Source organism: Paraburkholderia sp. J11-2, assembly GCF_905220185.1.
Taxonomy (GTDB): domain Bacteria; phylum Pseudomonadota; class Gammaproteobacteria; order Burkholderiales; family Burkholderiaceae; genus Paraburkholderia.
The window spans coordinates 35,017-61,186 of sequence record NZ_CAJMYY010000041.1 but is presented as its reverse complement, the minus strand read 5'-3'; the positions used below and the strand labels follow the sequence as shown (position 1 = coordinate 61,186).

Sequence of the window (26,170 nt, the reverse complement as noted above, 5' to 3'; positions counted from 1 at the left end):
CATCCGGGACGAGGCGCAGCTGGATTTGATCGCGCATGGCGATACGGATGTTGTGATCGTTGAACTTTGGGGCTAACGCAAATGAGCCTTCTCGATGTGTGCGACTGTCGTCGGCCAGTTTCAGCCGGTCGTGCCGAAGCGCGGAGGTCCGTTGATGGTTAGTTTGAGGACCGCAAGAACGAAGCAAATCGACTGCTGGGTTATATACTCGAGACCCAGCCATCCCGGGCGCATCACACTCACACCGTTTGCCACGACGACCTAGGGCTCTGGTGTTCGGGCGGCGTGATACGACGCAATTCTGGAAGAAAAAATGGGGAAAATGAATGCCACAGAAGATCTACTTTGACGAGTCCGGATTCACGGGAAACAACTTGCTCCATCCTGAGCAAAAGTATTTTTCGTATGCCTCAGTAGCGACCGATGACCAAGAAGCGAAAGAGTTCGTTGAGCGGCTCATAGCCACACATGGTATTCAAGGTGGCGAGCTCAAAGGGAGCAAACTAGTGCGATTTAGCCGGGGAAGAAAGTTGATTGACGAAATCTTCGATCGGTTTGACGGAAGAATTAAAATATCCATATCTGACAAGAAATTCGCGCTGGCGTGCAAGCTCCATGAGTACATCTTTGAGCCTTGCTTTTCGGAAATTAATTCCTTGTTCTACGGAATCGGATTTCATCGATTTATTGCAAATATCCTGTATGTCGAGTTCGTCGCCCGTGGAGCGGGTGCGGAGGCTATATTTACCGAGTTCGAGGAATTGATGCGAACGAAGGACGAGAGCAAGCTTCACGGGATCTTTTCATCATCAGTCCACGAAGAGAATTCACCGGTAATTACTCAGATCCGGGAGTTCGCGCAGCATCGTGCAGAGGACATAAGGGCCGAACTTTCCTCTCTTGACGATGCAGGTTCCGGCAAGTGGATCCTCGATCTGACCAATACAGCGCTATTCACATTGCTCGCCAATTGGGGAATGGAGTACGACCAAATTACCGCAGTCTGCGATCCATCCAAGCCCTTGCAACACGACCCTACCGTTTTCGAAACCATGATTGGTCGTGAGGATCGGTTATTTAGCGAAGGCTTAGGAGAGCGTCATCCGATTACGTTCAATCTCTCCGGACCCATCGAATTTGCAGATTCGAAACTAACCCATGGCATCCAGATCGCCGACGCGGTTGCAGCGGCGGCTGTGTATGTTTTCTCTGGAGCTGACGACGAACACGCGGTACGCTGGCGCAAGATCATCGCTCGGATCGCTAACAACGGCAGCATAATTCCGGACCGCGACGAGGTGAGACTGAAGGATCGGCGCGTCCAGCGCAATGCGCTTGTATTGATGGAACTCCACTCCCGCGCCAAGGCAGGCAAAAGCCTAGTTGAGGGAATGCCAGAGTATTTACATATGGTTTCGCGCCGGCTTATCACAGACCCGATGCGCGTCTAGTGTTTCGTTCAAACCGGTTTAAGCAATGCAAGCTAAATGCTATACCCACCTCTCGCTCGACTACCTTGTCCGGTGAGTCTGAGGTGCAGAGCTTAGAGCCGTGCCTTGTGTCGTCCGTGAGTGGCTCAAGTTGATTCGCGAACGGACGTCCATCGTCTTTGCGTGAATGCCGCATAGGGGTCGACAAGCGCCCGCCGCTTCGCTCCGTCGTATCCAAACCCAGATGCGGAAGGCGACGTCCCTCGGCAGACCTGCCCTCTCCAAAGATAACCCCTCTCTATTCGAACCGCTCATCACGTTCCCATTTCAGATTAGGATTACTATATTATATGAACGACTTTTCATGCTGGAAATAACGGGCATTCCGATCCGACGACGTCCAGAACACTCATCAAACATGGCAAGCTTTCGACGCACACAATTCGAGTGTTGAGGGCCGATTTGATCGCGATCACAACACTCGAGATTTCAGCGATACACCTCCAACTGCCAAGCACGCGCAAACGGCAAGACGAACCGTCTCCCGCGCTTTCGGGCGGGACCCACGTCAGGCGGCAAGCCTTTCAAAGCGGCTCGGCTCGCAGCAGAACAAGTCGCACGGGGCTGCCAATCTGAGCGTCCGTGGTATGCAGACGCTCGTCGACGGGATCGGGATAAACCCTAAGCTTCTCGAATGTCTCTTGAATTCTCGATAGCCCCCGCCACTTAGTTGTTTAACTGTGCCACCGTAAAATCTAAACTAATGATCGCTCCACAAGAACACGAATACTCGGTCATGGGTGGAGTCAATCGGGCAAACGTCGGTCGACTCTTGAGCTTGGCAGCAAGTGCTATCTCGGGAGGACTGGTCTTCACGCTCCTGACCTTCGTTGATCTAGCAAAAAAGTTCGGTTGGAACGTCAACGCACCGCCCACTTTGATGTCGTTGCTTGGCGCCGGTGCAGTTTTCGGGTTCCTCTATTGGGTTTTGAACAAGTGGGCGTGGAAGTGGCCGGGAGTCGGCTTGGCACTGAAGGTCCCCGACATCTCCGGCACATGGGACTGCACTGGCGAGACGCTCAACAGCGACGGTTCGGCCGAGTATGAATGGCAAGCCGAAGTCACAATCGTCCAGTCGTGGGACAAACTGCGCATCCGCCTCGCCACCAAGACCTCAGGGTCCAGCAGCATCTCCGCCGCACTTGCCCATGACAGTGTTGACGGATTCGTGCTGCTCTATCACTACAGAAACGACCCGAAGGCTGGCGCTCTTAACCTGGTGTCGCACACCGGATGCTCAGTCATGACCGTCGCGAAGGACCTGAAGTCTGCCACCGGTGATTATTTCAATGGCCGTGGCCGGATGACCTTCGGCACGATGAACTGGACGAAAAGGAATTGATGGCTTCCAATATCGACGCTCGCCTCTCACAACTACGGGCACGCCGCAAGGGCGAGCCCTCGGCTAACGCTTTCCTCAAGGCTGACTCGGCCTCAGGCGCGCACTTCGCCATGGATGCTGCGGAGATCGAGGCGTGGGAGAAGCGCGGCACCTCAAACCAGCGCTGGACTCGATACGCCATTGGTGCGATGCAGGCCGTTGGGAAGAAGTACACGGAGGTCAGTGAACGGACCGGTGAGCGGGTGGCCAGCCAGTTGCGCGAGCGGCTGACTTTAGCGGGCATCAATGCTGAATTCAAGTTGCAGGGTTCCGTGCCCTTGGATGTCCATATCAAGCGCGTCAGCGACGTCGACGTGCTGGCCATCATGAAGGATTTCTGCACGTATAGCACCGCTGGCATACAGGCTTTGCGGGGCGAATACACGAACCCTTCCCAGAGAACGTCGAGTGGCGTCCTGTGGGGTCTTCGGCAGCAGGTTGAGTTTAATCTCGATGACGCATTTCCAGCGGCCACGGTCGACAAGACCGGCGCTAAGGCGGTTAAGGTATCGGGCGGATCGCTGCAGCGATCCGTCGACGTAGTGCCCGCTCATTGGCATGACACAAAGGAATATCAGGCGAGTGGCCGACAGGCCGATCGAGCGGTGACGATCTACAACAAGAATTCTGGCGAAACGATCGACAACTTGCCGTTCCTTCACATCCAGCGCGTAGGCAGCCGATGCGACAGTATCGACGGTGGGCTGCGCAAGGCGATTCGCCTTTGCAAGAGCGTCAAGGCGGACTCCGACCGCGACATTCAACTCTCCAGCTATGACATAGCGGCGGTCATGTACCACGCGGACATGATTGCATTGCGCTTAGGCCAATACAGTGATCTTGCGATTCTCTCGGAGACACAGCGTCACCTCGACACCCTCTATCGCAACCCGATCGCCGCTGGCAAGCTGTGGGTTCCGGATGGAAGCCGCTTGATCTTCGACACAGCCAAGAAGCGCGACTGGCTGCTTTACCTTTCCGTTGAGATGGATGAGCTCCTGAAAAACGTCTACCAGGAGAACTTCTCCAGCCTGCTCTCGTTAGGCCTCTCGCACGACGTGCAGCGCAACCTGGTCAAGGCGTTGCAGGTATAGACACCTGAGCTGACGCAGCGAGCGGCAACGAGTGTCGGATAGCAGCTTTCGGGCTGGTCGGTAAGCGCCTCTACTATGTCACGATCCCGGCAGACGCCTTCGGCGAGATGCGGGCGCAGTTGTCCACGGCGGGGGTCAATCCTTCCGTGCTGTTTCCCGATCTAGGCGGAGTCGCGGACCTCGTGACGTGGAGCCATCATCACCAGAAGGGCGAGCTCGACACGAGAATCCAGTCACTGCTGTAGGCAGCGAAGGATCCAATATTCCTTTGCGCGCCACACGGTCGGCAGGCGCGATCGATCACGCAGCCCGAACAAGACGGCCGCTTGGTAACATTACGGTGGCAACCACTAACGCGCCCCTCCATGATTCAGCATCACCCGGACCGCCTCGCCAGCCTCGTCCGCGAGCTCACCCGACTTCCCGCCGAGACTGAATGGCTCGAGTTCAAGCGGAATAACGAACGCCCGGAAGCGATTGGCGAATATATTTCTGCCCTTTCGAACTCCGCGGCACTTTGCGACAAGCCCCACGGCTATCTAGTCTGGGGCATCGCTGATGGAAGCCACGAAATCGTCGGGACAACGTTCGAGCCGCGATCTGCCAAGGTCGGTAACGAAGAGCTCGAAAACTGGCTCCTGCGACTCACTCACCCGAAGATTCCGTTTCAATTTTTCGAAGTTGATATCGAGGGTCAGCACATCGTAGTGCTGGAAATCGGCCGCGCGTACCGGCATCCGGTCCAGTTTCAGAACAACGAGTACGTACGCGTGGGCTCCTACCGCAAAAAGCTCAAGGAGTTTCCCGAAAAGGAACGTGCGCTATGGCGCATCTTCGACGAGACGCCGTTCGAAGCACTGGTCGCTGCGGGTGACGTTTCCGAGGAGGACATCGTCACGCTTCTCGACTACCCTGCCTATTTTGATCTGGCTGAGATACCGCTTCCCGAGAACCGCTCGCAGATTGTGCAGCGCTTGACCACTGAAGGTCTAGTTGCGAAGAACGCAACCGGCAAATGGGATGTAACCAACCTCGGTGCGATTCTCTTCGCGAAGCGCCTCGATGACTTTCCTCACCTGCGCCGTAAAGCTGTGCGGGTCATCGCCTACGACGGTAACAGCCGGATCACAACGCTGCGCGAGCAGGTCGGTGGCAAGGGCTACGCCGCCGGATTCGAAGGGCTCATCGGGTTTGTGAACAACCTGCTGCCCTCGAACGAGGTCATCGGGAAGGCGCTTCGTCGAACCGTCCCGATGTATCCTGAATTGGCCGTTCGCGAGCTAGTCGCCAATGCACTGATCCATCAGGATTTCACCGTTGGCGGCGCCGGTCCGATGATCGAGATCTTTGCAGACCGTATGGAGATCTCAAATCCTGGCGTCCCGCTCGTCGATGTTGACCGCTTCCTTGACACGCCACCGCGCTCACGCAACGAGGCCTTGGCATCGCTGATGCGCCGCTTCGGCATTTGCGAAGAGCGGGGAAGTGGTGTGGACAAGGTTGTCTTTGAGACGGAGTTCTATCAATTGCCCGCTCCTGAGTTTGCCATTACGCTCGACAGCACGCGTGCCTCACTGTTCGCCCATCGACCTCTCGCGCAGATGGACAAAGCCGACCGGATTCGCGCCTGTTACCTGCATGCATGTCTTCGGTATGTTTCGAGGGACTACATGACGAACACGTCGCTGCGGGAGCGGTTCGGCATTGAGCCGCAAAACAGCGCAACGGCCTCCCGATACATCAAGGAAGCTGTTGAACAGGGCGTCATCCGGCCCTATGACGAACTCGCAGGCCGCAAATTTATGAAATATGTCCCCCATTGGGCATAAAGCGTCCACGAGCTGGCTTATTTGACGCGATATCGCAACAAGCGGCCGCCGCCGGCGGTTTAATCAAAATTTTCCACATAAAAACAACGACTTAGTCGTCCAAGCTTTATTTGATGGTCATTTGATAGCAGGACTTTCAGCCGATGCTCTTTGTGCCGGTTACGCAGTCAAAAGAGCCCGACCTGCCTGGTATCCCGCACAGGTGGCAGCGAAGCCCTCGCGCGCCGGGCGCCGCGGCAGCGTGCCAGACACCTCACGTGAGCGACGAGTTCGGCCTTCACCTCCCCGATCATCAGAACCAGCGTATACAGTCGCACGCCGTCGGGGCCGGGCTCCGGACGGGCGCGCAGCGACGCGCGCAGAGCCAGGCGCCGCGCCCGGTCCAGCAGCTGGGCGCGACTCATGCCGGGCCAACACGCGGCAACAAACGCCGCCACGGACGGCGGCAGGGATTCCGGCGCGCAGCCGGCGGGCAGCGCGAGAGCGACGAGTTCAAGGCGATCAGCCATGCGGGGCAACGTTATTGTGGTGCAGCTCGCGCCGGTCGGGCGCGCGGCGCATCCATCCTGGCGGAAACCGGGCCGCGCCGCAACGTGAGCGACCTTTTCCCGATTCTCTCCGCGCTGCGGAGAGAATCCCGCCGCGATGGCGCGCCCCCTTCCCTGCTCGTCTCCCGATCTCATCGACGACCGAAACAAGACGTTAGCGAACCTCATCAAGTCAGTCTGACACGTCGACTCTCAGACGTGCCGAATAAAGCTCGTCGAAGCTCGGTGCAAACCGGTTCTGTGCCTCGATTGGTCGCTACCTGGCTACGTACCAAAGTATCTACGTAGAAACAGCTCCGGGCATATACGAAGGGACTCGGCTCGCTTTCAATGCCCCAAAAGTTGACCCATTGATTTAAATAGGGCCACAATAGATATTGTGGCGCCGGACCGATTGGCATAGTGGACTGGACGCGACCAGAGGCGGTGATACAACTATTGCGGGCTACGGCAAACCTAGCGCTCATCGCATGTCGGCGTAGACCCGTTCAAACGACTCCATTCCTGTGGCTTCCCTGCGCCTTCGAGCGTCCTCACTTCGACTACGCGGATACGCTCTTCTTGACTATCGGCTACACACCACCGCTAACCGGTTTCTTCGCCTGGGCCAGCTGTCGAGGACATCGCTCTTCCCGAATCGACGGACATACTGGCCCATTCTTGCATCTCTGGGAAGATTTCCGCCCAGCTGTTTGTCAGCAACGGATCATGCGATCTCGCCTCGGTCGGGAATTCTGTAGTTGCAAGCGCGCTAAGCTGGAAATGCCTGTACTCTTTCGCGATCCCAGAGGCGCAAAACCTCCGGATCCCCAGATAGGCAATGTCTTGTGCTGCCATCTCGAACTCGTTAATCGACGTGACGAAGTACGGCATCGTCTCCACCAGCGTCTTCGGAAGACACTCTTTTTCCAGGCCGACCCGGACGTTTTCGTTGAGCTTATCGACGACCTGAGGGGTCAACAGATACCAGTCTTCGTATGTCACGACCATTGGATAGACCGCCAGTCCATTGGGAGTCCACTTCGAGAGGCCTTTCACAGCGTCGTCGATGTTCGCGTACAGCTGAACGACCGCCTCGGCCAATTCATCGAGCGATTTGTCCAATGACTCGCCAGCGGGAGTCTCCTTGGCGTCCTGCTTCATCCGGCGTGTCTTGCATTCGAGAAACAGATTACCGGTGCTATCGCTCACGATCCAATCGACTCCGTGCTTTTCTCCGTGCTTGCCCTTGTAAGGCTGCTCGCCGCTGATGGAAAACACGGCTACGTCAAAAACCTCCGCAATCACCCTCCCGACATACCGTTCGAACGCGCGGCCGTACTCATTGCCGTACTTGATCCTGTGCGTCGTAGCACCGTGCGCCAGATCGTAGAAGAGTCCTTCCGTAACTCGCCGGAGCAGAAGCTGGGGCAAAGGACACCAAAAACCAGGGCTCCTGTTGTCATCCAGATTGATGAACGGCGTGGCTTCCAGAGCGTTCCAGGTGAATTCCCACCCTTCGTCATCGCGTTGCAAGTTCTCAAGTCGATGGCGTATGGTCGTCAGCGTCGTGCCGGTCATGCGAAAAAATCGGTCGCGGGCCTCGTTCGAGACACCGAATGCCGTGTAATCCTGCGACGCATTGGTGCCGGCCCGCCGGGCGCCCGCCTCGGTCATCGCGATCGCCAGCAAGAACATGTCGCGGACCGAAATGCCCGTCGCCTGTCTGAAGACCGGTGCCAGCTCATGATCGCTGTAGATATGGTAGGCACGGAAAAGACGCGCCTCGTCGCGTGAATACTGCCAGCGCGCCTGCTGATGGGCCAAAGCATGCAAGGCATTGAGAGCGTCGTCGCCAGAGTTCACGGTGCGCTCCGAGATGCCCTCACTGATGCGCCGGATATGGTTAATCATCCTGATCATGCCGTTCGGCGTCGAAAGGGTGTTTTCGCTCCCGCATGCGTTAAGCAACACCTCGCGGCATAGCGTGTGAAGTTCCCATGTATAGAACTCAAGTACTGAGCCATTGATGCCGATTGGAAGGCTGATCTGCGCCGAGGGAGCAGCGAGCCGTTGATACCACCAGATGTTTGCCAATGCAGGCTGCAGAGCCATCCTTCGGAGTTCATTTCTAAACGGCTTGTAGAGGTCGTATATTTTCATCGTTGGACACCACCGGCACCACGATTGAATTAAGCATCGGAGTTCTGGTCGAGTTCTTCGCCGTATTGCAGGCGGCGGTGCGCAAGGTTGGCCTCGGCGATCCGCGTCTCGGCTGCGATCCGTTGCTCCAGGCGATGAATCTGGTCGGCGGCAAATTGCTGGACCAATGCGTGCGGGTCAGCCAGCCACGTCTGGAGCAACGTCCTGCGCGTCTCATAGACGTCAACGAAACCGAACGCGCCGCGCACGACACCGGTGTTCTCCAGGACTGCCCGAGCCCGCAGCAACAGCGTATCGCCTGGCACCAGTACGGCGACGATCTTGCGGACGATATCGTAGATGCCCGGCGCCTCCGGATACGCCAGCAGCACCGCGAGCACAAACGCGAGATCGTCCTCATCCCCTGATTCGACCAGCTTCGTTAGCTGCTCCGCGAGTCCACCGGCGAGATCCGGAAACACAGCGGCAAGCAGTCTCCCACCGTCGTACGGGAAAAGTTCGGGCACCGCATCGAACCATGTGCGTACGCTGTCCAGCACGATTGCGGGATGCGCGGCGAGCGGCAACCTGAGCGCGTGTGCCGCAAACGGAATAGCATCGTAGTCGGGTGGTGACACGTCTGACCGGGCGTATTCCTGACGCGCACCAAGGAACGCCATCACGCGTTCGGGCCACCTTTCCGCAAGGGTGGCCACGAGGTTCTCAGCCGCCGAGTCGAGCCTTGGATGACCGACTAGCGAGGCCAGGACCGTGCCGGCCTGGCCGTCGTCAAGCGCGCGAACGATCGGCCTCTCGAACCACGTCACCCAGGGCTGGTGCAACCAGCTGAAGTCGCTACATGCTTCCAGATAACGCAGTGCCGGAAGGAAGACGTCCTCGACAAGCGTTTCGGGGTGGGCCTTGTACTGCATGTCGGCCGCAAGCAGCGCGTTGCGTACCGAGACGAGGTCCTCATGCTGGATTGCACTCGCCAGCGCTCGCCGGAGCAGGTCTGCATCAAACGGGGCTGCGAGCCGCAGGTACCATGTGATCTGCTTCAACTTCCTGCCAGCGCAGAGCCAGGCATCGATCCGGGCCACGGCCTCCGTCCGCTCGGCGCTCTGCATGAGTCCGGCAAGCATGCTCGGCAGGAACCTCTCGAGCAGCCCCTCAACCCGGTTAGCGTAGCCGAGGATGATTGACGGCTTGTCTCTCGCCAGTTGTTCGAGGAACCGGCAAAACTCGATAAAAGTCGCGGCATCATTGGACTCGGTCTGCGCGTACCGGTTGATCCTCTCGAACCAGATCTCGGCGGTCTGATCGTCGATGGACGCAATAAAACCGTCGATCTGCTGTTCACGGAACGCAGACGCCCCCTCATCCCGGAAGGCTTCGCCCTGCCAGGCACAGGCGAGGACCGAATCGTACCCGACCAGCGTTTTGTAGAACACGAAGTCTTCGCTCCTGTTGACGACATCGCGGAATGCAAGCGTGGCGTCGACGACGCGCGCACGCACAGCCGCAAGCGCGGCGTCATCGCGCATCCCATCGGGGAGGTGCGAATAGGTGCGGTAGCAGTGATGAACCCACACCTCGCTAACCCTGGTCAGTTCGAGCCCCAGCGTGGCGGCTAGCCCGGCAAGAAACGACACCACCGCACGAATGTCGTCCATTACCATGCACTGCAGCTCGTTGCTGTACATGCCACGCCACGGCAGCTGTGTGCCCGCCTGCATGGCGTGCAGGACGGCGCCGCGTTCCGCATCCGTTCGCGCCAGCTCGAACTGGCGCTTCAGCTGGTCCAGCGCCTTCGTCCGCACCGTACGTAGAAGCTCGGACGCGACCACCGCTCCATGCTGGAGCGTCACGGTGGACGAACTCGCTATGGTCCCCTCGACCTGCGTGCCGAGGATCTCCTGGAGCATCGTTATGAGCAGGGGCGCCAGGGTAACCTGCTGCTCCTCGCCCAGCATCACCATGCGCTCAAGCAGCATGGTCTGAACAACGGGGCCGTGTTGACGCCAGACCGCGAGGTCATGCCCGGCGAGTTTCTTGCCAAGCGCGATCAACCGCTTTTCCTCGTCACTGGATGCTGCCTGGCCGTAGAGTCGACACAACGCGTCGAACGTCGCGTCCACGGCAAGATAACGATGGCGCGCCAGAATCTCCACGACTGCCCGGAGGATATCGCCCGAGGTCTTGCCCTCCAGGATTCCGAAGGGTGTCTCGATCGACACGGGTCCGGTCTCGCGCGCACGATCCACCGCCACGAGCAGGCGTGCGACAACTTCCGGGTAGTAGCTCTCCGGATCGTCATAAAGTGGTAAGACGCGCTCAGCGAAAGTTTCGATCGCGTCGGCCCGCGCATTGTTGTCGGCCGCCTCGACAATTGCCTCGAGCGCATTTCCGTCGAACAATGCCTTGCCTTCGACCAGACGCTGGAAATCGCTGGCGATCTTCTGGAACTCGTAGCCGGCCGGAACAAGATACCGTCTGGCCACTTTCCGTAGCCGCGACCTGATATCGTCAAATGCCCTGCCTCCGAAACTGGCGAGTTCGGGCGCCTTGTAGATCGTATCGTGGGCCATCTCCGCCCACGCATGGTGAAGAATCGTCTGGATCTGGATTTCGCAGCGCATCCCGGCGAAGCCTGCATACTCCGGCAGGGTCAGACGTTCCCGTTTGAGCGCGACCACGTAGTGATTCGATGTATAGAGCTCTGCCGCGTCGTCGGCATCCCGCCGGGGGTGGTGGACCTTGACTTCAAGGATCTCAAAGTTCTCACCAACGAGGCCGGAGTGGATGAAGCGATTGACATCACTGTCCATGTAAAAGATGACACGGCAGCCTGCAAGATCCTTGATTTGCCCTTCGAGCGCCTCCGTCCCCGCAAGCCCCCTCTTTTCCAGCTTTACACGCAGGGAAGCCGGCTCCTTTGCGCGCGACTTCACCTGCTGCAGTCGAAACGAGTTACCTTCGGCGTTGATGGCGGCCGTGAGTATTGCGGCGACGGTTGACGCGAACGCAGCGTAAGCGCCCCGACCATGCCGTTCATAGTCCTCGAGATTCATACACCTGCTCCGCACGTGGCACTGGACCCGGCCCCCCAGGTTGTCCTGCATGATACTTCGCCCCACCAGCAGGCATGCGACGGCGCCGAGCGATCATGAAGACGCAGATCGGCGGCTGCGACGCGCGGTCACCCACGCCGAGTTCACATCAAGTGGCCTTTGCGGCGACCGGGGGCCGAAGCCGTAGAACGCATCAAGAATGTCACCGTTACGACAGTAAATACATCACCACGCGCCGGGCGCCCGACCCGGTGCCGACCGGGTGGCGCTGAGACGCGGACGGGGCCAGCACGTCTGCCGATGCCCGCGAACTACTGGTGTCGACCCCACTCCAGCCGCTCACGAGAGACGGAAGCGGACAGTCTTTCGCCCGGGCGCTTGACCAGCTGGTCGATACGCTCACGGCTGATCTCTGCCAGAGTCCCTCGTGGCTGTCCACGTACCACTGCGAAACGAGTTCCTACGCGCATTCGAGGGCGTCCGAAAACTCGTCCCAGAAGTCGATCGTCGCGCGTCCATAGATTCGGAGATCGGCCATTGTGAGATACAAGTCCTCTCCGGACATCGGCCGATAAACGCTCGGCGTGTAGCGAAAAGGTATCGCCACGATTTCGGCCTTCGCATGATGCGGCTCGAATAACTCGGGTCGCCTCGCCTTGAGCTGATCGCCAGATCCGCCATCGGCATGCTTCACGGTGTTCGCCAATATCCGCAACTCGTCGATCGTCGTCCACGTTGGTAGGTGGCTGATGTCGAATCCGCTGTCCATCAGGCGCGTCTGCAAAACGTCCACCCGCAAGAACTTGTTTTTGCGTTCTTCTTTCGGATGCAAAACTTCCTTGCGATGGAAGGCCAGCAGCTGTTGCTCCCATGCGTGATACAGCATAGGTGCAAACGAATTGATGAGCGCCTGTCTGACGGAATCCATTCCGGAGTAATGCCCGTAGCCCGCCTCGAACGCGGCGTTGACCAAGTCATATCCGTCTATCCTGTCGGGATCGAATGGCATGGAAATCAGATCGTTGTACGTGTTCTCCTGGAGCGCCGTGGCTTCAGCTTCGATCCCGTCGAAGGTGGGCAGAAGGCGATGCTCGAGCACCTCCAGCATGCGTTCGAGATGCGGCTTGAACATTCTCTGGAAATAGCCACGCCAGAACGTTGCGTTGTGCAGCATATGGTCTCCCAAGACCTTTAATGATTGACATGGGGCGGTTCGATGCCGACCGATCCAGGGGATACTCGACCCTGAAGCGACCTTCCATTCACCAAGAGGCGGGAAATCAAGGCGCGGGTTCTTCAGGTGCGCCGGTTGTCGGGGTAGTGCACGCCATGGACCCACGGCTCCGCGATGTCCTCTGCTAGGTGAAACGTTGTCGCGACTGTTGTCGTGCTCACGCGTCCTCTAGTCGCTTGAACAACTCTTGATGCTCAGCGTAGATGCCGATCATTCGTGACCGATTGTCATCTCGCGTATATCGCTTTGTTCCGACGGCAGACCTACGAGTCGAACACCACGGCGCCTGTCGCCTCTGAACGAGCTTTATGCGGACGCGTTGTTTCATGGCGCGGATAAGGCGATAGCGGAAGCGCCCGCCTCGGCCACTGGCGCGGCGACCGACGGTCTTTGGGGGAGCGTCTGGGTCAGGAGGTCCAGTAGGTGTCGACGAGCCTTCGCCGCTTCAGCCGCCGCCTTCCCCCTCCAGTTTGCCGGGTGTTGAATCCGGTAGCACAGAAACTTTCCGTACAGCTCGAACTCCCAGAGCTGCATGTTGGAAATCCCGACGTCCTCCCAATCTTGGCGCCCAACGCAAACACTTCCGGCTCCCTTGGTCGGGAAGAATTCACGCCTGGTGGCCGCGGAAGCTGACCCGTGAGCGAAGATAACGACGTCTGGCTGGAAGTGATCGAACTGTACATCCAGCAGCTGCTTGGAAAGGCGCTTGATCTCGAGAAAGTGTTCCGAGCCGCTGGGGTCACCCCCACCAGCATCGATGCAAAACAGGTTGGAATAGATAAGTCCGCCCGGACCAAACCTATCTGCTAGAGCGCGCATGAAGTTGAAGAAGGTGGTGCCCCCGTCCCCATCTTTCTCAAGCCATTTGTCGAAGGATGCGCGATGCTTGGCGAGTGCCTTCGCCACGTACGCGTTGACCCCACCACCCTCGGGATCTACGTGCCAATGCTTTCCGCCGAACTCCCTGCCAATCACCATGATGCGCCGCGCGCCCGGATCTTTGGGACCGTTCACGAGAAACGGCGTAGAAAGCCCTCGCGTCTTCGCTACAGCGGGATCCAGGAAGGATGGGCGTGTCGTCGCCAGAATTTCGGCGTAGCGCGCCTCAAGTGTTTTGTCCATAGCGTCGTCCAGTATCAGGGACTAGCTGATGTGCGCGTTCCCTTTGTTCTTGTGGTGACACCGCTGCGTAAGCACGCGCGGCATTTCCCCGTCTAACTCAAGCATCGCAAAGTTCGGCAAGCGCTGTCGCGATGCGAAGTGTCAAGCTTAATGCGGACCGAGGTGTAGTGACGCTTTTATTTCGCTCGCACCGGAAGGAAAAGTGTCACTGCGACGGCACTTTCCATACTACCGAGCCATCGACGGTGACACTCTCATTGCGCTCTACGTTTCTAGCGCCGGCGCCAGGCGCGAAAAAGCGTCCGCCGCCACCACTCTGCCCGGCCGTGCGAGGCTTCCCACACCCACCTGCCACGCCCGCACGCGCAATGCACGGCATGCAGAACAGCGCGCCGCCGTTGCGCAGCCTCGCGTGCTTCCCGTTCGATCTGCTCCGCGACCGCGCGCGCGGGCTTGCGCATCTTGCGACGCATCCACTTGTGGTTACGTCGGACCGGTTGCGGCGCAACCCGCCTCTTCGCCTCCCTGACCGGGACGAAGCAGAAAATCATCAGGCCGATCAGCAGCAGCAGGACGGCAGTGAGCACATTCGCGAGTACATTCAGCGGGCCGGGAGTGAGCCAGGCGTAATAGCTCCCGACAGCGACAATCGCCAGCGCGACTGCGGAGGCGCTAAGGAAGGCCTTGGAAATGAACAGCGCAACACATTTGCCCGTGGACACCACGTGGCGCGAGCGTCGCGCCGCACCGACGCCGCCACTCAGCATGTATGCCCCCCACTGCGGCACGACGACGATTGCCAGGATCCCGAGGAATACCGCGCAATCCTCCGGTACGGCAAGAAAATACTCAACACCCCAGACAATGGCGCGCGCGATCGCGTTTCGCGGGACGCCGTCGAATCCGAACATCCCCAGGTATGCTGCCGCGCCGAGCACGATGAGGCTCGCCGTTAGTACGAGGCAGTACAGATACCACATCGTGTAGATATTCTCCGGCTCGCTCTTAGCCTTCTCGTTGAGCGTATAAGCCATAAAGCTCACGAGGCTGACCGTGAGCAGGAACATCGCCAGATAGGGATGCGCGCGACCGAAGCGGCTGCCCGGCGTGCTTTTGGTCAGCGTGACCGAACGGCACCCACTGACCAGCTCGTACTGCCCGGGGCCATTTCTGAAAGGATGGAACACCAGCACCTGGCGGTTCATGGCGTCGGGCCCAAACGTGACGGTCGTGAAACCCCGGTCGGCATTCATGCGCCCCTGCTGCCCGGGTGGCACTGCATCGCCCGACATCGTCACGTGCGCGGCCGCCCCATCGAACACCACATCGACCGTGAGGCTGCCGGCGTCACCGGTGTAATGGCCGTCGAGTTGCGGCCAGAACATCAACCACACGACCAGCGCGACGAAGCCGATCAGGAGCGCCGCGCCGCCCGTGACCCTCGCGCGGTGCAACCACCTGGAACTGCCTGCCGGCACATCGGCTGGCGTCTTGTCGTTTGCGATGCTCATTGCGCCACCTCCATTGCTCGGGCACGGCCCGACTGAAAGGCTGAAAAGCCCGGCGCTGGGCAGATGCGGTGCGCGGCGGCGCGTTCAACGCGCAAGCCGGTGAGCCGATGAACGGGGCGGACCCGGGCGAAGCGGTCTACAGCTGACGGCATGATGTGGCTCCTTTTGTCAGAATTTTCTTTTATCGGCAAAAGTCGCGCTATTCGAAGAGCAATTCGAAAATAAAGTTGGTCCGCGCGTTCGAACACCCGGGCGGGCGGCGGCCCCGACGCGCATCCGACGCACAGACGCGGCAACGTGCATCGCGATGCGGTGCGCCGCGCCCTGCCTGATCCCGACACGCTCGAAAGACAAAAACCATGTTTGCGAACCTCATCAAGTCTGATAATTCTTATCGTCAGACCTGCCTTTGATACGCTAAAACCGGGATCGCTCCTGTTATGCGTAGTCATTACGCGCTTCTCGGCGCAAACATGGGGCTGGTTGCGTGGTTTCGTTGGCGCGGAGTGTTAGTTGCAAAATTGACCAATGCGTTTGGATGACCTGGAAACTCGATCTTCAGCGCCAACACACCTGCGAAGACCGTAGCGCCTCGCCCATCGCCTGTCATGGCGTCAGCCGGTCGCCACGGGCAATCCAATAAGACCAGAGCGCAATTTTTACAGTTTGCGAGCGTGGTCAAGTCTGATAACCCGGATCAGCCTCCGGTTCCATAGCCGAGAAGCTCCGCACCCATCACCTCGCACTGTCGTGGGTGCATGCCCCCGAAGAAAGGCGTCAACTGCTTCGCATAACTACATTGCTTTGGCGGACACGAGCGCCCGAATTCCGTGGCGCAACTGCATGCAACTGCTTCGGTGCAAAACTCCTGGTGCGCCTAGGAGCACGCGCCACCGGCCTGCAACGCGACGCCGAGCACGCTCGGTGGCGGTCGCGGCCGGGTTCTCCAAGGGGTATCCCCTTGGAGCACGGTATATGTAGACGGAAATGCGTCAGCATTTCCGTCTACATATACGTCGTGCCTCGATCTGCCGCCGAGCGCCGATCGATAGATCACTTATGGATCACGATGAATCGAATCTCAAGCATTTCTCGATAGCCTGCGGATCAGAAAAGATCGCAGCCCTAACAGATAGGATGCAGCTTTCGATCATTCGCGCCATACTGTGCCCGTTCCCCCTGACGTGAGCGCTCAAAATGGACGCCCTGATTGCCGTACAACGCGCGCAACGCCTCGACGCCCTCGCGGCTTCGTCCGATGGCCGGTCCAAGACCGCCCAGCTTCGCGACGTGTTCGAGAGCGTCGAACGTGCCATTCGCTCGGGCGTCCGGTACGCCGCGATCATCCAGGAACTCGCCGCAACCGGACTCGTCTTCACCTATCAGACCTTCGCTCTGACACTCAAAAGAATCCGGCGCGAACGGGGCATCGTGTCCCGCCTCGCGCGCGCGTCACAGGCGGAAACCGGCCCGGCAGTCAGCCGTGCTCCCGCAGATGTGCCAGGGCAGGCGGCTAACCCGGTAGCACCCGAACGCGGTTTGCCCGACAGTGACACTGGCGCGGCCCCGGCTGTGGCGGCTGCGCGCCCCGCCGTGCGTGAGCGTCGCCCGATTGCGCCTGTCGGTGAAAGGCTGCCCGACGACTGGCTCACCGCAGAACTGACGCGCGAGCAGAAACACCTGTTGACGCACGAACAGCGCGTAGCGCGTGCAGACGCCAAGGTCAAACAATACTGGCCCAACCCGTTCGACCCAGTGCCCCCCGAAAAAGACAAGCCGGCATAAGCGCCGGTAATTTGACCCTGCATTCGCGCGTGCAATGAAAAGCCGCCCGGACTTCCATCCGGACGGCTTCGTGTGGACTACTTGAATGCGCGCGACGCGCGCTCAGTACGGCTCGACTTCCTCCTCCCCAGGCGAGGCCTGCGCTTCGGAAACTTGGTCCGCTTCGGCGGCGGCGTCGCCGTTTTCGTCATCTCCCCCCTCGTCGTCCTCGTGGTAGCCGTACGTGACGCGCTCCGGAACCTCCCGGTTACGCAGCACTTCCGGCAGCCAGCCCGAGTCCGTCATGCGAAGCTCTGCCGCCTCCGCTGCGGCGTCTTTCTTCATGCCGCGCACTTCGCTTGCCGCCTGGGGCGATACGCTTTCGCCCAAAACGGCAGCAATCCGGTCTTTCGCCACGTGTTCGAAATACCCGGAGCGCGTCGGCTTCCAGTAGCGCGAAAGATCCACCGCAAGCGTGTTCGAGATCTCGTTCACCGCGTGCGGGCGGTCTGCGCTACTGATACCGTCCACCGTCGCCGCCACGCAGAACGCGAAGAGATTCGACAGCACGTCCTCGCCCTGTTCCAGCAGCCAGGGCAGCAGGTCTGCCGCGCGCCTGGGCAGCATGCGCGACCACTTCTCGCGCTCGCCTTCCAGTGCCTTCCAGGCCACGCTCTCGCCCATGTCGTCGGCATTCGATACCAGCGCCTCGCGCGTCGTGTGCACGTCGATCCTGACCGCGTAGTCCAAATACGCGCGCCCGTACACGTCATCGAAAACGACCGGAATCATGCGCTGCATCAGCACAGCAAGGGCTACGGTCGGTTGCTGCGCAAGCTCGATCTGGACGGCGGCGGTACGGTGCGCGGTCAATCGTTTGCACAGCTTCTCTCCGTGCAACGGGCGCTCCTTCGGTGCGCTCGCCGCACCTGCGCTCACCGCGTGCGTTGCGCCTGCCTGCGCAGTCGCTGCCGCCTCGCGTCGCACCAGTCCCCGCTCGATACAGACCCGGCCATCGTCATCGAGATAGACATATGCGCCTGCCTGCTTCATCTCTTCCGGGTCGAACGCCTCGAAGCGCTCCGCGTACTGGTCCACGGCAAACGTCGCCGCCGTGGCCTCAGCCTCCAGACGCTCGCCCCGTTCCTCGTCCGGCTCACCGTCCTCGTCGTAGTACGCGTTAAGCGCGGCCTGAGCGGCGTCGTTCGTTGCGGTGAGCGCGGCCAGTTCGGCTTTCTCGTCCTTCGTCGGCTTGCGGGTGGTCGAGCCAATCCGGCCACAACGCAGGATCTCCATCGCCGGGTATTGCGTCCGTGCCTCGATCCATTGCCAGCCTTCGCTTCCGACCGCCTGGGATAGCTCGATCAGCCGTTCCGTTGCGAGCCGGTGCAACAGTTCGGCATCTTCCAGGTATCCGGCGTTTGCGTCGTCGCTGAACAGGTCGCGCCTCACCCGTCCGCCTGCCGCCTCGTAGGCGTCCAGGCCAACAAACCGCGCAAGGGCGCTTTCGCGTGCATCGACTTCCGCGAGCGTGATGGCCTTACGCAACTCGTCCGGTCGACGCTGCCACTTATTGACGGCTTCGCCCCATACGCGTTCCTGCGTCGCGTGGTCATCAGCCAGGGCCAGCACCTTCGCCTGTTCGTAGTCGAGCCTGTCGTCACGCAGCAGGTCGAGCAGTGACGGCGAAAGGTTCGCGATTTTCAGCGCGCGGCGTACGGCGACATCGGGCACCGCGAACAGGGCCGCGATATGCGCCACGCTCCTGCCTTCCTCCGTCAGCAGCCGGAACGCCACGCACTCATCCGCCAGATGCATCGCCTCACGTTCGCGGTTTTCGATTAGCGACGCGGCGACGGCTTCGCCCTCGCTGACGATCAGGACAGGTACTTCGTAGTCTTTAGTAATCTGCCCCTTCTCAACCAGAAGGTCGAGCGCAGCCAGGCGACGCTGGCCCGCGCATACGCCAAGTTTCGGCAACTTCGCGCGGCCCTTCATTTCATGCACGACGAGGTTCTGCATCAAGCCTTTTTCGCGAATGGTTTCGGCCAGGGCTTCGATGCCGGTCGGCGCTTTCTTGCGCGCGTTCAACTGCGAGAGCGTGAGCCGCGAAAGGGCGACGTATTCGATCCGCTGCGCGGCGTTTTCGGTTGCTTCAATCTTTCCCATGAAAGATTCTCCGGGTTTCGGCCTCGGCGGGATGCCTGGCCATCCATCAATAATAGGACATAACAGCCGTAATAGCGATGAGATTAAATGAAAAATAGAAATTATTCATATTGAATTAAATTCGTGTATTTCTTGATATAAAGGACAAAACCGCCTATTATAGAAACGTGGCCAGGCATCCTGCTGAGGCCGAAAACGGAGGCAAACCGTGAGTACTACTGATTGCAAGATCACCTCATCTGTCATCCCCGATGAACTGAAACTGAATGTCCTGCCGCGCTATCTGGGCCGCCATTACATCGCTGGCGAATCACTTGTCTATGACTGGGCAGCACGCCTGTGCAGCAGCTACGACCACGGCGAGTGGCATTACTTCACGCTGTCAAATGGTGGTTTCTACATGGCTCCGGCCAACATGGGCCGCGTGCATGTGCGCTGGCATATGAACGGCTACAGCGACATGATGGGAGCGGATGCCTTCGGCATTACCGTCACCCTCTTCGCCCTCTGTCACCTCGCGGAAATGACCCTTGATGACACGATCATCGAGCGTTACCACCAGTTGCGTGAGTTCGCCACGCAGCACGTGGAAGCGGCCAACATCCTGCGCGCCATCGACTAACTGACCGACCCCCGGCCCCGGGCCGGGTTAGCTCCTTCATTGGGGAATCAAATGAACAAGCTTGCAACCCGTTTTAGCGGAAATGCCATCGCACTGCGTTCGCAGCATCCTTTGACAAATGACCAGATTGCAGAAGTCGCGCCTTCCATTCTTGCCCACACCGCGCACGAAAGCCGCTCGGCGCGCTACAGCTACATTCCGACAGTCGATGTACTCGACGCCCTGCGCAAGGAGGGGTTTCAGCCTTTCATGGTCTGCCAGACCCGTGTGCGCAATGAGGACATGCGCGATTTCACCAAGCACATGATCCGCCTGCGCCACGCCGACCAGATCGGCGGTCGCGAAGCCAACGAGGTTATCCTGGTCAACTCGCACAATGGCGCATCGAGCTACCAGATGATCGCCGGAATGATTCGCTGGGCCTGCCAGAACGGCATCGTATGCGGCAACGTGACGAACGATATCCGCATCCCGCACAAGGGTGATGTGATTGGCGAGGTCATCGAAGGCGCATTCAAGGTGGTGAAAAGCTTTGATGAGACGGCAGAGCAACGCGAAGGGATGGCGGCAACGGTGCTCGATGAGGGCGAACAGGTCGCCTTCGCCCGCGCAGCGCTCGCGTTGCGCTACGACGAGGGCGCGCCTGTGCCGGTGACGGAACGGCAGATTCTCGCGCCGCGTCGTGTCGAGGACCAGGGCTCCGATATCTGGACCACCTTCAACCGTGTGCAGGAAAACATGATTCGCGGTGGGCTGCACGGTCGGAACGCGAAGGGCAAGGCGACCACGACCCGAGCCGTCGCGGGCATCGATCAAAACATCCGTCTGAATCGTGCCTTGTGGGTGCTGGCTGACGAACTGCGCCGCCTGCGCGGCTAACCGGACCGCCCCGGCCTCCCGGTCGGGGCGCACCCATAAAGGGGAATTCACATGGATCCGCTCAATACCCGTCCTACGTGGCTGTCCGCCCTGCTGCCGCTCCTGGCTGTCTGGCAGTACGGAGACCGTGGCATCGTTCGCGGCGAACTGTATCGCATGGCCCTGTCGGCTGACGCGGCGGCACAATCCGCCGATGCGCTCCGGCGCATTGCCAGCATGCTCGATCACGACGGCAATCCGGTAGAGATACATCGCGAGGAGTTGCGCGCCATCGCCCGCGTCGCCCTGGCTGGTTTCGAGCGCGTGCCGCCCTGTGCACCTGTTGCCATGCTCATGGAGCACAACGGGAATCTGCATTAAACTTCGGCATCCTTATTAATATTCAACGCCCACGTAGAAATCGCGCGGGCCCGTGAGGCAACCATGACTGCCGTCTTGACCATTGCTGAAATCGAGCAGGCAATCAACTACTGGTGCGCGCAGGAATCGCGTGGCCAGGGCGGGGGGCTGTGTGCGAAAGCGCGCCCCCTGGCTGACGTGTACGGCCTGATGATCTACGAGCGCGCCACGTCTGTAGCGGTGTCGCGGCTAACGCCCGAACAGGTCGACGCCGTCCGCTCGGCGCTTGGAAACCAGCAACCGCCACCGCGTTAGCCTAGCGATCTGTCGCGACGCTAACCGGACGGCCGCGCGCTGGCGCCCCTCCCCTTGCATGCCAGGAGGTTGGATAATCACGGGAGTGTCGCGCGCGCCGCGCGCCCGGATCGAGGCGCACGGGGCCCCCCATGTCCGCATCGTCGGACATGGGGAGAGCGCCGGCGCGCCGCGGCAGCGGCGGGACGATCCGGGTCAGCCCAGGCCGACCACCAGCGGGGTCGTCAAGCGCCCACAGGGCGCGTGTATCCCCCGCGGCGTAAGCCGTGGGGGCTGGATAATTACGGGAGTGTCGCGCGCGCCGCGCGCCCGGATCGAGGCGCACGGGGTCCCCATGGCCGCATCGTCGGACATGGGGAGAGCGCCGGCGCGCCGCGTCAGCGGCGGGACGATCCGGCATAGCCCAGGCAGACCACGGGCCGGGGCCGTCAAGCGACCGAAGGGAGCGTGTATCCCCCGCGGCGAAGCCGTGGGGGCTGATTCCATGGACCACAAATGACTACCAAAAATACTTACCTCACCATCCGCCGCGAATGCCTGCAACCCGGCATTTACTGGGCGAAGCCAACAGGTGCAGAAATTCAGGAGATTCTGCGGCAGTCTGGAATGACGGACCGTTCCGCGGCTGCATATCTTGGATTAAAGGACAAAACCGGGCGTCATATCCGACGCTGGACAAGCGCCGAGAATGACATTCCTTATTCTGCCTGGGCACTATTGTGTTACGCCGCTGGATACGGGCTCATCTGGGAAATCGATCCTTCGAAGATGCGGACGACGCACGGATCAAACGACATGGAAGACAGCGGCACACCGTCGGACTGAATGGTCTGCGACGACGCTCAAAAAGAGGACCACCTGTATTTCGTGGGCCATTTCGACCAGTAACGCGCGTACTCTCCGGTTACCCTGCCTGCTAATGCCCCTGATCGGTATGGCTCTGGCCGCTGTCATAGAGCTGCGGCAGCAACCCTACGCAGGCGCCCACCTGACGACGGTTGCAGCTCGAGCGCGAGGCGCGACGCGCCTACGTCGCCTATCCCCTTCAGGCGCGCAAGGGCATTGCTTCGCTGGCGCGCGAGAGCCGGCACGTTCGCCCGGCGTGTCTTCTCCAGCGTCGCGAGTTGCTGCTCGGCCAGCGCCAGTCGTTGGCACTCGCGCAGCAGCCGCTCCCGCAACTCGGGCGGGAGCGGCACCGTCGTGGCACCGCACCCATCACGCGCGAGCGGGCCGGCGAACTGTTTGTGATCGACCTCATCCCAGCGGCCGAGCGTGACCAGCAGTTTGCGCATGAGGTCGCGATGCTGCAGCACTTCCTTCTGCAGTTCCCCTCGATCGCACATCAGATGGCGCGACGCCTCGTCCTGCGGCAACGGTACGTGTGACCGTATCAAGCAATTCATCGACGAAATGTATTCCAAGGGCGTCAGGTCCAACCGACGCGTGCTGATCGAACCGGACAAGATCCTGAACATCGCGGTGGTAACGGCAAGCATCGGACGCTACGCCATCCGTCACTACCTGGACGGCCACGAAGTCGTCACAGCGTGGCTCACGAAGGAAGAACGCATGCGTTGGATCGCCCGCATGCGCGCCGAAGGATTCACCGGCCGACGGATGGCGACTTTCCTCGGCGTCTGTGCAGGAACCATCTACAACGATCAGCGGCACCTGCGGGAAGACAAGCCGAACTGGCTGATCAACCTCGCCTCTGTCCAACGCCTTACGTGCTACTCGAGCATTCGGGTTCAGCGTACGCGCTCCGCGGCTCGGCACGCCCACTGACCATCCCGCAAGCTCCCTCCTCCGGGAGGGGGCTTATGCCACGCCTACTTTTTTGGTCTCCGACGACCAGAAGCAGAGTTAACTTTTTACGGGGTTCCCAAACGGCAGAGCTTTGAACCAGTCGATCGGCGCCTGTCACCAAGACGGGACCAACCCAAGCGAAGACCCCGCGGTGCGACTGATCGTCCACCAACTTGGCCATCTCTGCGGAACGTGGGCGATTTTTCACGACCTAGACGTCCACGCAAACCTCATCGCTCGCTGCGAGGAGAGCAGTGCTGCACTGCAAACCCAACGCGCCGCCACCTGAGCGGGCAAGAAATTCCATTTGTCCAGGTGGGATTTCCTGATCCAAATTCGAGGATTTTCCGCCACACCCAGGCCCGGTGCGGCTTTCCCTGGGGTACGACCCAGGAAAGTTAACTTGCAAGGGCGTTGTTAACCCGCTACATTTCGCCTAAACGATTACGTCGCCGGATTTCGAAGAATCTGGCATTTTTCGATGACGGACGTGAAACGAGGTTACAGACATGGCAATTAAAGACCTCTCGCCCCCAAGAATCACGATTGGGGTGAACGAGCTCAACGCGATCGCCGACCGCGCCGAGGGTACGCTCGCTAAGCTCCGCGACGATCTGCTCGAACCGTGGCCGCGCAAGCAAGCGCCCACGGTGACGGGCGCTCGCCTCGCGAAGATCTGCAAGCTCGAGCGGGCACAGATCAATTATCTCTGTACTCGCGGCCACCGCGAAGGCCTTCCTGTTGGGACGATGCGCGGACGCAATCGTGAGTTCACGCTCGCTGAAGCCCAACAGTTCGTGCGACTGGCTGGCCCCTACGATCCGCGCCCCAACGGCGCTAAGGGCATTGTCATCTCTGTCGGGAACTTCAAAGGTGGCGTCGGAAAGACGACGAACGCCGTGGCGCTTGCCCAAGGGTTAACCCTGCACGGACATAAGGTGCTGCTGATCGACCTCGATCCGCAAGCATCGTCCACGACGCTCATGGGTTACGTCCCGACGCCGGAAGTCACCGAAGAGATGACGGTGATGCCGGTTGTCTACGGTGAAGCTTCCGATCTTATCGACGTCGCGATCCCGTCATATTGGGACGGTCTGGATATCATCCCGTCGTCGTCGGCGCTCTTCGGTGCTGACTACTATCTGCCGAACAAGCAGGCTTCGGAGCCGGACTACGAGTTCTGGAAGGTCCTCGACAGCGCTATGGACACGATCCGCGAGCGTTACGACGTGGTGGTGATTGACACGCCGCCGACGCTCTCGTATCTCGCGATCGGTTGTTTCATGGCGACCGACGGGATGGTGATCCCCCTGCCCCCGGAAACCCTCGACTACGCCTCGAGCACTCAGTTCTTCCGGCAGTTCGCTGAACTCTTCCGATCGCTCTCCGATGGGCGGTCGGTGGAGAAGACCTTCGCGTTCATCAAGGTCGTGCTCTCGAAAGTGAAGCCGGGCGTGTCGACCACCGATGTCGTGAAGTCTTGGATCCAGCAGACCTACGCTGAACTACTCGCACGCTCCGAAGTACTGGAGAGCGATCTGGTCAAGAACGCGACGGCCGAGTTCAAAACGATCTACGACCTCTCGAAGTACGACGGCTCGACCGCAACGTACAACCGGGCGCTCGAGTCGTTCGATGGCGTGATCGATGAGTTGGAGGCTGAACTGCAGCACGCCTGGCGTCTGCAGATTGAGGCTCAAGGTAGAGAGGTGGCAGATGTCGAGCAAACTTAAAGACCGGTTGATGGCACGGACTGCGAATCTCGCCGACAAGGTTGCAGAGGGCGCAACAGAACGCACGCCAATCGCTGAGCAGCGTCCGATGACGATGCCTGGTCAGCTTGGCGCTTTCCGTCTTGAGGCGCAGCGCTACCAAAGGAAGATCGAGGAGCTGACCGCCGAGCTGGAAGCGGCGCGCAATACCGGCGGTGCAGTGGAACTCCCGGTGGACAAGCTCCACGAGGTTCCGGGTCGCCGACGGTTCAAGCCGCGCGAGAAGTACGTCGAGTTGCTTGAGAACGTTCGCCACAATGGACTCATCGAGCCGGTCGTTGTCCTCACGCGCCCCGATGGCGAGTGGGATATCTGGTCAGGCCATCATCGCGTGGACACGCACAGGGACCTCTCCCTACCAACGATTCGCTGCGTGTTGGGCACCGCCAAGGATGAAGTCGAAGCAACCGACGGCGCGTTCTTCGCAAACTTGATGCAGTCGGATCTGACCGACTACGAGAAATTCATCGGTCTCAAGCGCTTCCACGAAGGCCATCCCGAGTTCACGCAATCCGATGTTGCGGAGCGCTCTGGTCTTTCGAAGCAAGCCGTCAGCGATCTTTTCGCGTTCGGCCGTCTCCCTAGTGAGGTCTTGGATATCGTCGACGCCAACAAGACGATCCTCGGCGCCGGAGTTGCAGCTGACTTGGCCAGCCTCGCGGAGGCAGGAAAAGCAGCACGGGTGATTGAGGCAGTTCAGCAACTGGCCGATAAGAAGCTCGATCAGAAGCAGGCCCTGAAGTTCGCACGCACCGTCGAAGCGCCGGCGAAGCCGGCAGCGGCCGCCGAGAAGTTCAAGGTCAAAGCTGGAAAGGCGACTTGGTGCGACGTGCGCCGCGTGGGCAACGTAATGCGGATCGAGTTCAAGTCGGAAGAGCAGGCGAGTGCGGCGCAAGAGGCGATTCGCTTGCATCTGGAGCGGATGGCACAAGAAAGCAGCCACCATCTCGAATGACTAAGTGTTTGATTTTTAAGGAGTCGGTAAAACCGACTAACCTCAGGAGCATTGACGTGAGCTAACCACGGCACAAAAAACAAAAGCCCTCGGCTGGAACCGAAGGCTTTTGACCAGCAGCTTGAGGACTGGGTCCGAAGCTACCTAC

General features: G+C 59.8%; 21 protein-coding genes. 13 read left to right on the top strand and 8 right to left on the bottom strand.

From position 1 onward, the window contains the following. Positions 1 to 326 precede the first annotated feature (326 nt). The 4 genes from U5A57_RS37510 (at position 327) to U5A57_RS37495 (ending at position 5,794) form a co-directional block, all read left to right on the top strand. Positions 327 to 1,451 carry a DUF3800 domain-containing protein gene (locus tag U5A57_RS37510; protein WP_321916987.1) on the top strand — a complete coding sequence of 375 codons (1,125 nt, stop codon included), beginning with the start codon at positions 327 to 329 and terminating at the stop codon, positions 1,449 to 1,451. Between the two features lie 775 nt (positions 1,452 to 2,226). After that, on the top strand, positions 2,227 to 2,832 hold the full coding sequence (locus U5A57_RS37505; protein WP_321916986.1) for a hypothetical protein: 606 nt from the start codon (positions 2,227 to 2,229) through the stop codon (positions 2,830 to 2,832). After that, the gene (locus U5A57_RS37500) at positions 2,832 to 3,965 is read left to right on the top strand and encodes a hypothetical protein (protein WP_321916985.1); all 1,134 of its coding nucleotides are present in this window, start codon (positions 2,832 to 2,834) and stop codon (positions 3,963 to 3,965) included. The genes U5A57_RS37505 and U5A57_RS37500 overlap by 1 nt, the downstream gene beginning before the upstream one ends. Positions 3,966 to 4,330: 365 nt before the next feature. Beyond that, positions 4,331 to 5,794 carry an ATP-binding protein gene (locus U5A57_RS37495; RefSeq protein ID WP_321916983.1) on the top strand — a complete coding sequence of 488 codons (1,464 nt, stop codon included), beginning with the start codon at positions 4,331 to 4,333 and terminating at the stop codon, positions 5,792 to 5,794. 167 nt (positions 5,795 to 5,961) lie between these two features. Here U5A57_RS37495 and U5A57_RS37490 read toward each other — a convergent pair whose 3' ends face one another. From U5A57_RS37490 to U5A57_RS37465, 6 genes are all read right to left on the bottom strand, one after another. Continuing rightward, positions 5,962 to 6,303, bottom strand: a complete 342-nt coding sequence (locus U5A57_RS37490; RefSeq protein ID WP_321916981.1) for a hypothetical protein — start codon at positions 6,301 to 6,303, stop codon at positions 5,962 to 5,964. Between the two features lie 624 nt (positions 6,304 to 6,927). Continuing rightward, a complete protein-coding gene (locus U5A57_RS37485; RefSeq protein WP_321916979.1) occupies positions 6,928 to 8,484 on the bottom strand; it encodes a hypothetical protein in 1,557 nt (518 codons plus the stop codon). Positions 8,485 to 8,513: 29 nt separating this feature from the next. Then, positions 8,514 to 11,534 carry a RelA/SpoT domain-containing protein gene (locus U5A57_RS37480; RefSeq protein ID WP_321916977.1) on the bottom strand — a complete coding sequence of 1,007 codons (3,021 nt, stop codon included), beginning with the start codon at positions 11,532 to 11,534 and terminating at the stop codon, positions 8,514 to 8,516. Positions 11,535 to 11,994: 460 nt separating this feature from the next. Beyond that, positions 11,995 to 12,708: a hypothetical protein gene (locus U5A57_RS37475; RefSeq protein ID WP_321916975.1), complete on the bottom strand. Its 714-nt coding sequence runs from the start codon at positions 12,706 to 12,708 to the stop codon at positions 11,995 to 11,997. A 384-nt stretch (positions 12,709 to 13,092) separates the two neighbouring features. Further along, positions 13,093 to 13,890: a hypothetical protein gene (locus U5A57_RS37470; RefSeq protein WP_321916974.1), complete on the bottom strand. Its 798-nt coding sequence runs from the start codon at positions 13,888 to 13,890 to the stop codon at positions 13,093 to 13,095. Between the two features lie 272 nt (positions 13,891 to 14,162). Continuing rightward, entirely contained in the window at positions 14,163 to 15,401 is a 1,239-nt protein-coding gene (locus U5A57_RS37465) for a hypothetical protein (protein ID WP_321916972.1), read from the bottom strand. 1,197 nt (positions 15,402 to 16,598) lie between these two features. Here U5A57_RS37465 and U5A57_RS37460 point away from each other — a divergent pair. Further along, positions 16,599 to 17,186 (top strand): hypothetical protein, encoded by a 588-nt coding sequence (locus U5A57_RS37460; protein WP_321916971.1) that lies wholly within the window; start codon positions 16,599 to 16,601, stop codon positions 17,184 to 17,186. A gap of 102 nt (positions 17,187 to 17,288) precedes the next feature. On the opposite strand, the gene U5A57_RS37455 is transcribed toward U5A57_RS37460, so the two are convergent. Next, complete coding sequence (locus tag U5A57_RS37455; RefSeq protein WP_321916970.1) at positions 17,289 to 19,334, bottom strand: ParB/RepB/Spo0J family partition protein; 2,046 nt, start codon at positions 19,332 to 19,334, stop codon at positions 17,289 to 17,291. 208 nt (positions 19,335 to 19,542) lie between these two features. On the opposite strand from U5A57_RS37455, the gene U5A57_RS37450 reads away from it, so the two are divergent. The 5 genes from U5A57_RS37450 to U5A57_RS37430 all read left to right on the top strand — a co-directional run bounded on the left by U5A57_RS37450 (position 19,543) and on the right by U5A57_RS37430 (position 22,314). Further along, on the top strand, positions 19,543 to 19,956 hold the full coding sequence (locus tag U5A57_RS37450; RefSeq protein WP_321916969.1) for an antirestriction protein: 414 nt from the start codon (positions 19,543 to 19,545) through the stop codon (positions 19,954 to 19,956). Between the two features lie 51 nt (positions 19,957 to 20,007). Next, a complete protein-coding gene (locus U5A57_RS37445; RefSeq protein ID WP_321916967.1) occupies positions 20,008 to 20,835 on the top strand; it encodes a DUF932 domain-containing protein in 828 nt (275 codons plus the stop codon). A 51-nt stretch (positions 20,836 to 20,886) separates the two neighbouring features. Further along, positions 20,887 to 21,195 (top strand): hypothetical protein, encoded by a 309-nt coding sequence (locus tag U5A57_RS37440; RefSeq protein ID WP_321916966.1) that lies wholly within the window; start codon positions 20,887 to 20,889, stop codon positions 21,193 to 21,195. A gap of 63 nt (positions 21,196 to 21,258) precedes the next feature. Beyond that, positions 21,259 to 21,489, top strand: a complete 231-nt coding sequence (locus U5A57_RS37435) for a DUF3717 domain-containing protein (RefSeq protein WP_321916964.1) — start codon at positions 21,259 to 21,261, stop codon at positions 21,487 to 21,489. 495 nt (positions 21,490 to 21,984) lie between these two features. Beyond that, a complete protein-coding gene (locus tag U5A57_RS37430; RefSeq protein WP_266232672.1) occupies positions 21,985 to 22,314 on the top strand; it encodes an XRE family transcriptional regulator in 330 nt (109 codons plus the stop codon). 125 nt (positions 22,315 to 22,439) lie between these two features. Here the strand turns inward: U5A57_RS37430 and U5A57_RS37425 are convergent, their stop codons facing one another. Next, a complete protein-coding gene (locus tag U5A57_RS37425; RefSeq protein ID WP_415774345.1) occupies positions 22,440 to 22,910 on the bottom strand; it encodes a hypothetical protein in 471 nt (156 codons plus the stop codon). A gap of 22 nt (positions 22,911 to 22,932) precedes the next feature. Here U5A57_RS37425 and U5A57_RS37420 point away from each other — a divergent pair, with 22 nt between their 5' ends. The 3 genes from U5A57_RS37420 (at position 22,933) to U5A57_RS37410 (ending at position 26,022) form a co-directional block, all read left to right on the top strand. Beyond that, positions 22,933 to 23,274 carry a hypothetical protein gene (locus U5A57_RS37420; RefSeq protein ID WP_321916960.1) on the top strand — a complete coding sequence of 114 codons (342 nt, stop codon included), beginning with the start codon at positions 22,933 to 22,935 and terminating at the stop codon, positions 23,272 to 23,274. Positions 23,275 to 23,804: 530 nt separating this feature from the next. Continuing rightward, complete coding sequence (locus U5A57_RS37415; RefSeq protein WP_321916958.1) at positions 23,805 to 25,028, top strand: ParA family protein; 1,224 nt, start codon at positions 23,805 to 23,807, stop codon at positions 25,026 to 25,028. Then, on the top strand, positions 25,012 to 26,022 hold the full coding sequence (locus U5A57_RS37410) for a ParB/RepB/Spo0J family partition protein (protein WP_321916956.1): 1,011 nt from the start codon (positions 25,012 to 25,014) through the stop codon (positions 26,020 to 26,022). Before U5A57_RS37415 ends, U5A57_RS37410 begins: the two co-directional genes overlap by 17 nt. The last annotated feature ends 148 nt before the right edge of the window (positions 26,023 to 26,170 follow it).

Coding starts and splice junctions, on each gene's coding strand:
- U5A57_RS37510 (WP_321916987.1), top strand. CDS start 327: ATGCCACAGAAGATCTACTTTGACGAGTCCGGATTCACGGGAAACAAC.
- U5A57_RS37435 (WP_321916964.1), top strand. CDS start 21,259: ATGACTGCCGTCTTGACCATTGCTGAAATCGAGCAGGCAATCAACTAC.
- U5A57_RS37415 (WP_321916958.1), top strand. CDS start 23,805: ATGGCAATTAAAGACCTCTCGCCCCCAAGAATCACGATTGGGGTGAAC.
- U5A57_RS37430 (WP_266232672.1), top strand. CDS start 21,985: ATGACTACCAAAAATACTTACCTCACCATCCGCCGCGAATGCCTGCAA.
- U5A57_RS37445 (WP_321916967.1), top strand. CDS start 20,008: ATGAACAAGCTTGCAACCCGTTTTAGCGGAAATGCCATCGCACTGCGT.
- U5A57_RS37460 (WP_321916971.1), top strand. CDS start 16,599: ATGGACGCCCTGATTGCCGTACAACGCGCGCAACGCCTCGACGCCCTC.
- U5A57_RS37485 (WP_321916979.1), bottom strand. CDS start 8,484: ATGAAAATATACGACCTCTACAAGCCGTTTAGAAATGAACTCCGAAGG.
- U5A57_RS37490 (WP_321916981.1), bottom strand. CDS start 6,303: ATGGCTGATCGCCTTGAACTCGTCGCTCTCGCGCTGCCCGCCGGCTGC.
- U5A57_RS37480 (WP_321916977.1), bottom strand. CDS start 11,534: ATGAATCTCGAGGACTATGAACGGCATGGTCGGGGCGCTTACGCTGCG.
- U5A57_RS37505 (WP_321916986.1), top strand. CDS start 2,227: ATGGGTGGAGTCAATCGGGCAAACGTCGGTCGACTCTTGAGCTTGGCA.
- U5A57_RS37475 (WP_321916975.1), bottom strand. CDS start 12,708: ATGCTGCACAACGCAACGTTCTGGCGTGGCTATTTCCAGAGAATGTTC.
- U5A57_RS37440 (WP_321916966.1), top strand. CDS start 20,887: ATGGATCCGCTCAATACCCGTCCTACGTGGCTGTCCGCCCTGCTGCCG.
- U5A57_RS37495 (WP_321916983.1), top strand. CDS start 4,331: ATGATTCAGCATCACCCGGACCGCCTCGCCAGCCTCGTCCGCGAGCTC.
- U5A57_RS37465 (WP_321916972.1), bottom strand. CDS start 15,401: ATGAGCATCGCAAACGACAAGACGCCAGCCGATGTGCCGGCAGGCAGT.
- U5A57_RS37500 (WP_321916985.1), top strand. CDS start 2,832: ATGGCTTCCAATATCGACGCTCGCCTCTCACAACTACGGGCACGCCGC.
- U5A57_RS37455 (WP_321916970.1), bottom strand. CDS start 19,334: ATGGGAAAGATTGAAGCAACCGAAAACGCCGCGCAGCGGATCGAATAC.
- U5A57_RS37470 (WP_321916974.1), bottom strand. CDS start 13,890: ATGGACAAAACACTTGAGGCGCGCTACGCCGAAATTCTGGCGACGACA.
- U5A57_RS37410 (WP_321916956.1), top strand. CDS start 25,012: ATGTCGAGCAAACTTAAAGACCGGTTGATGGCACGGACTGCGAATCTC.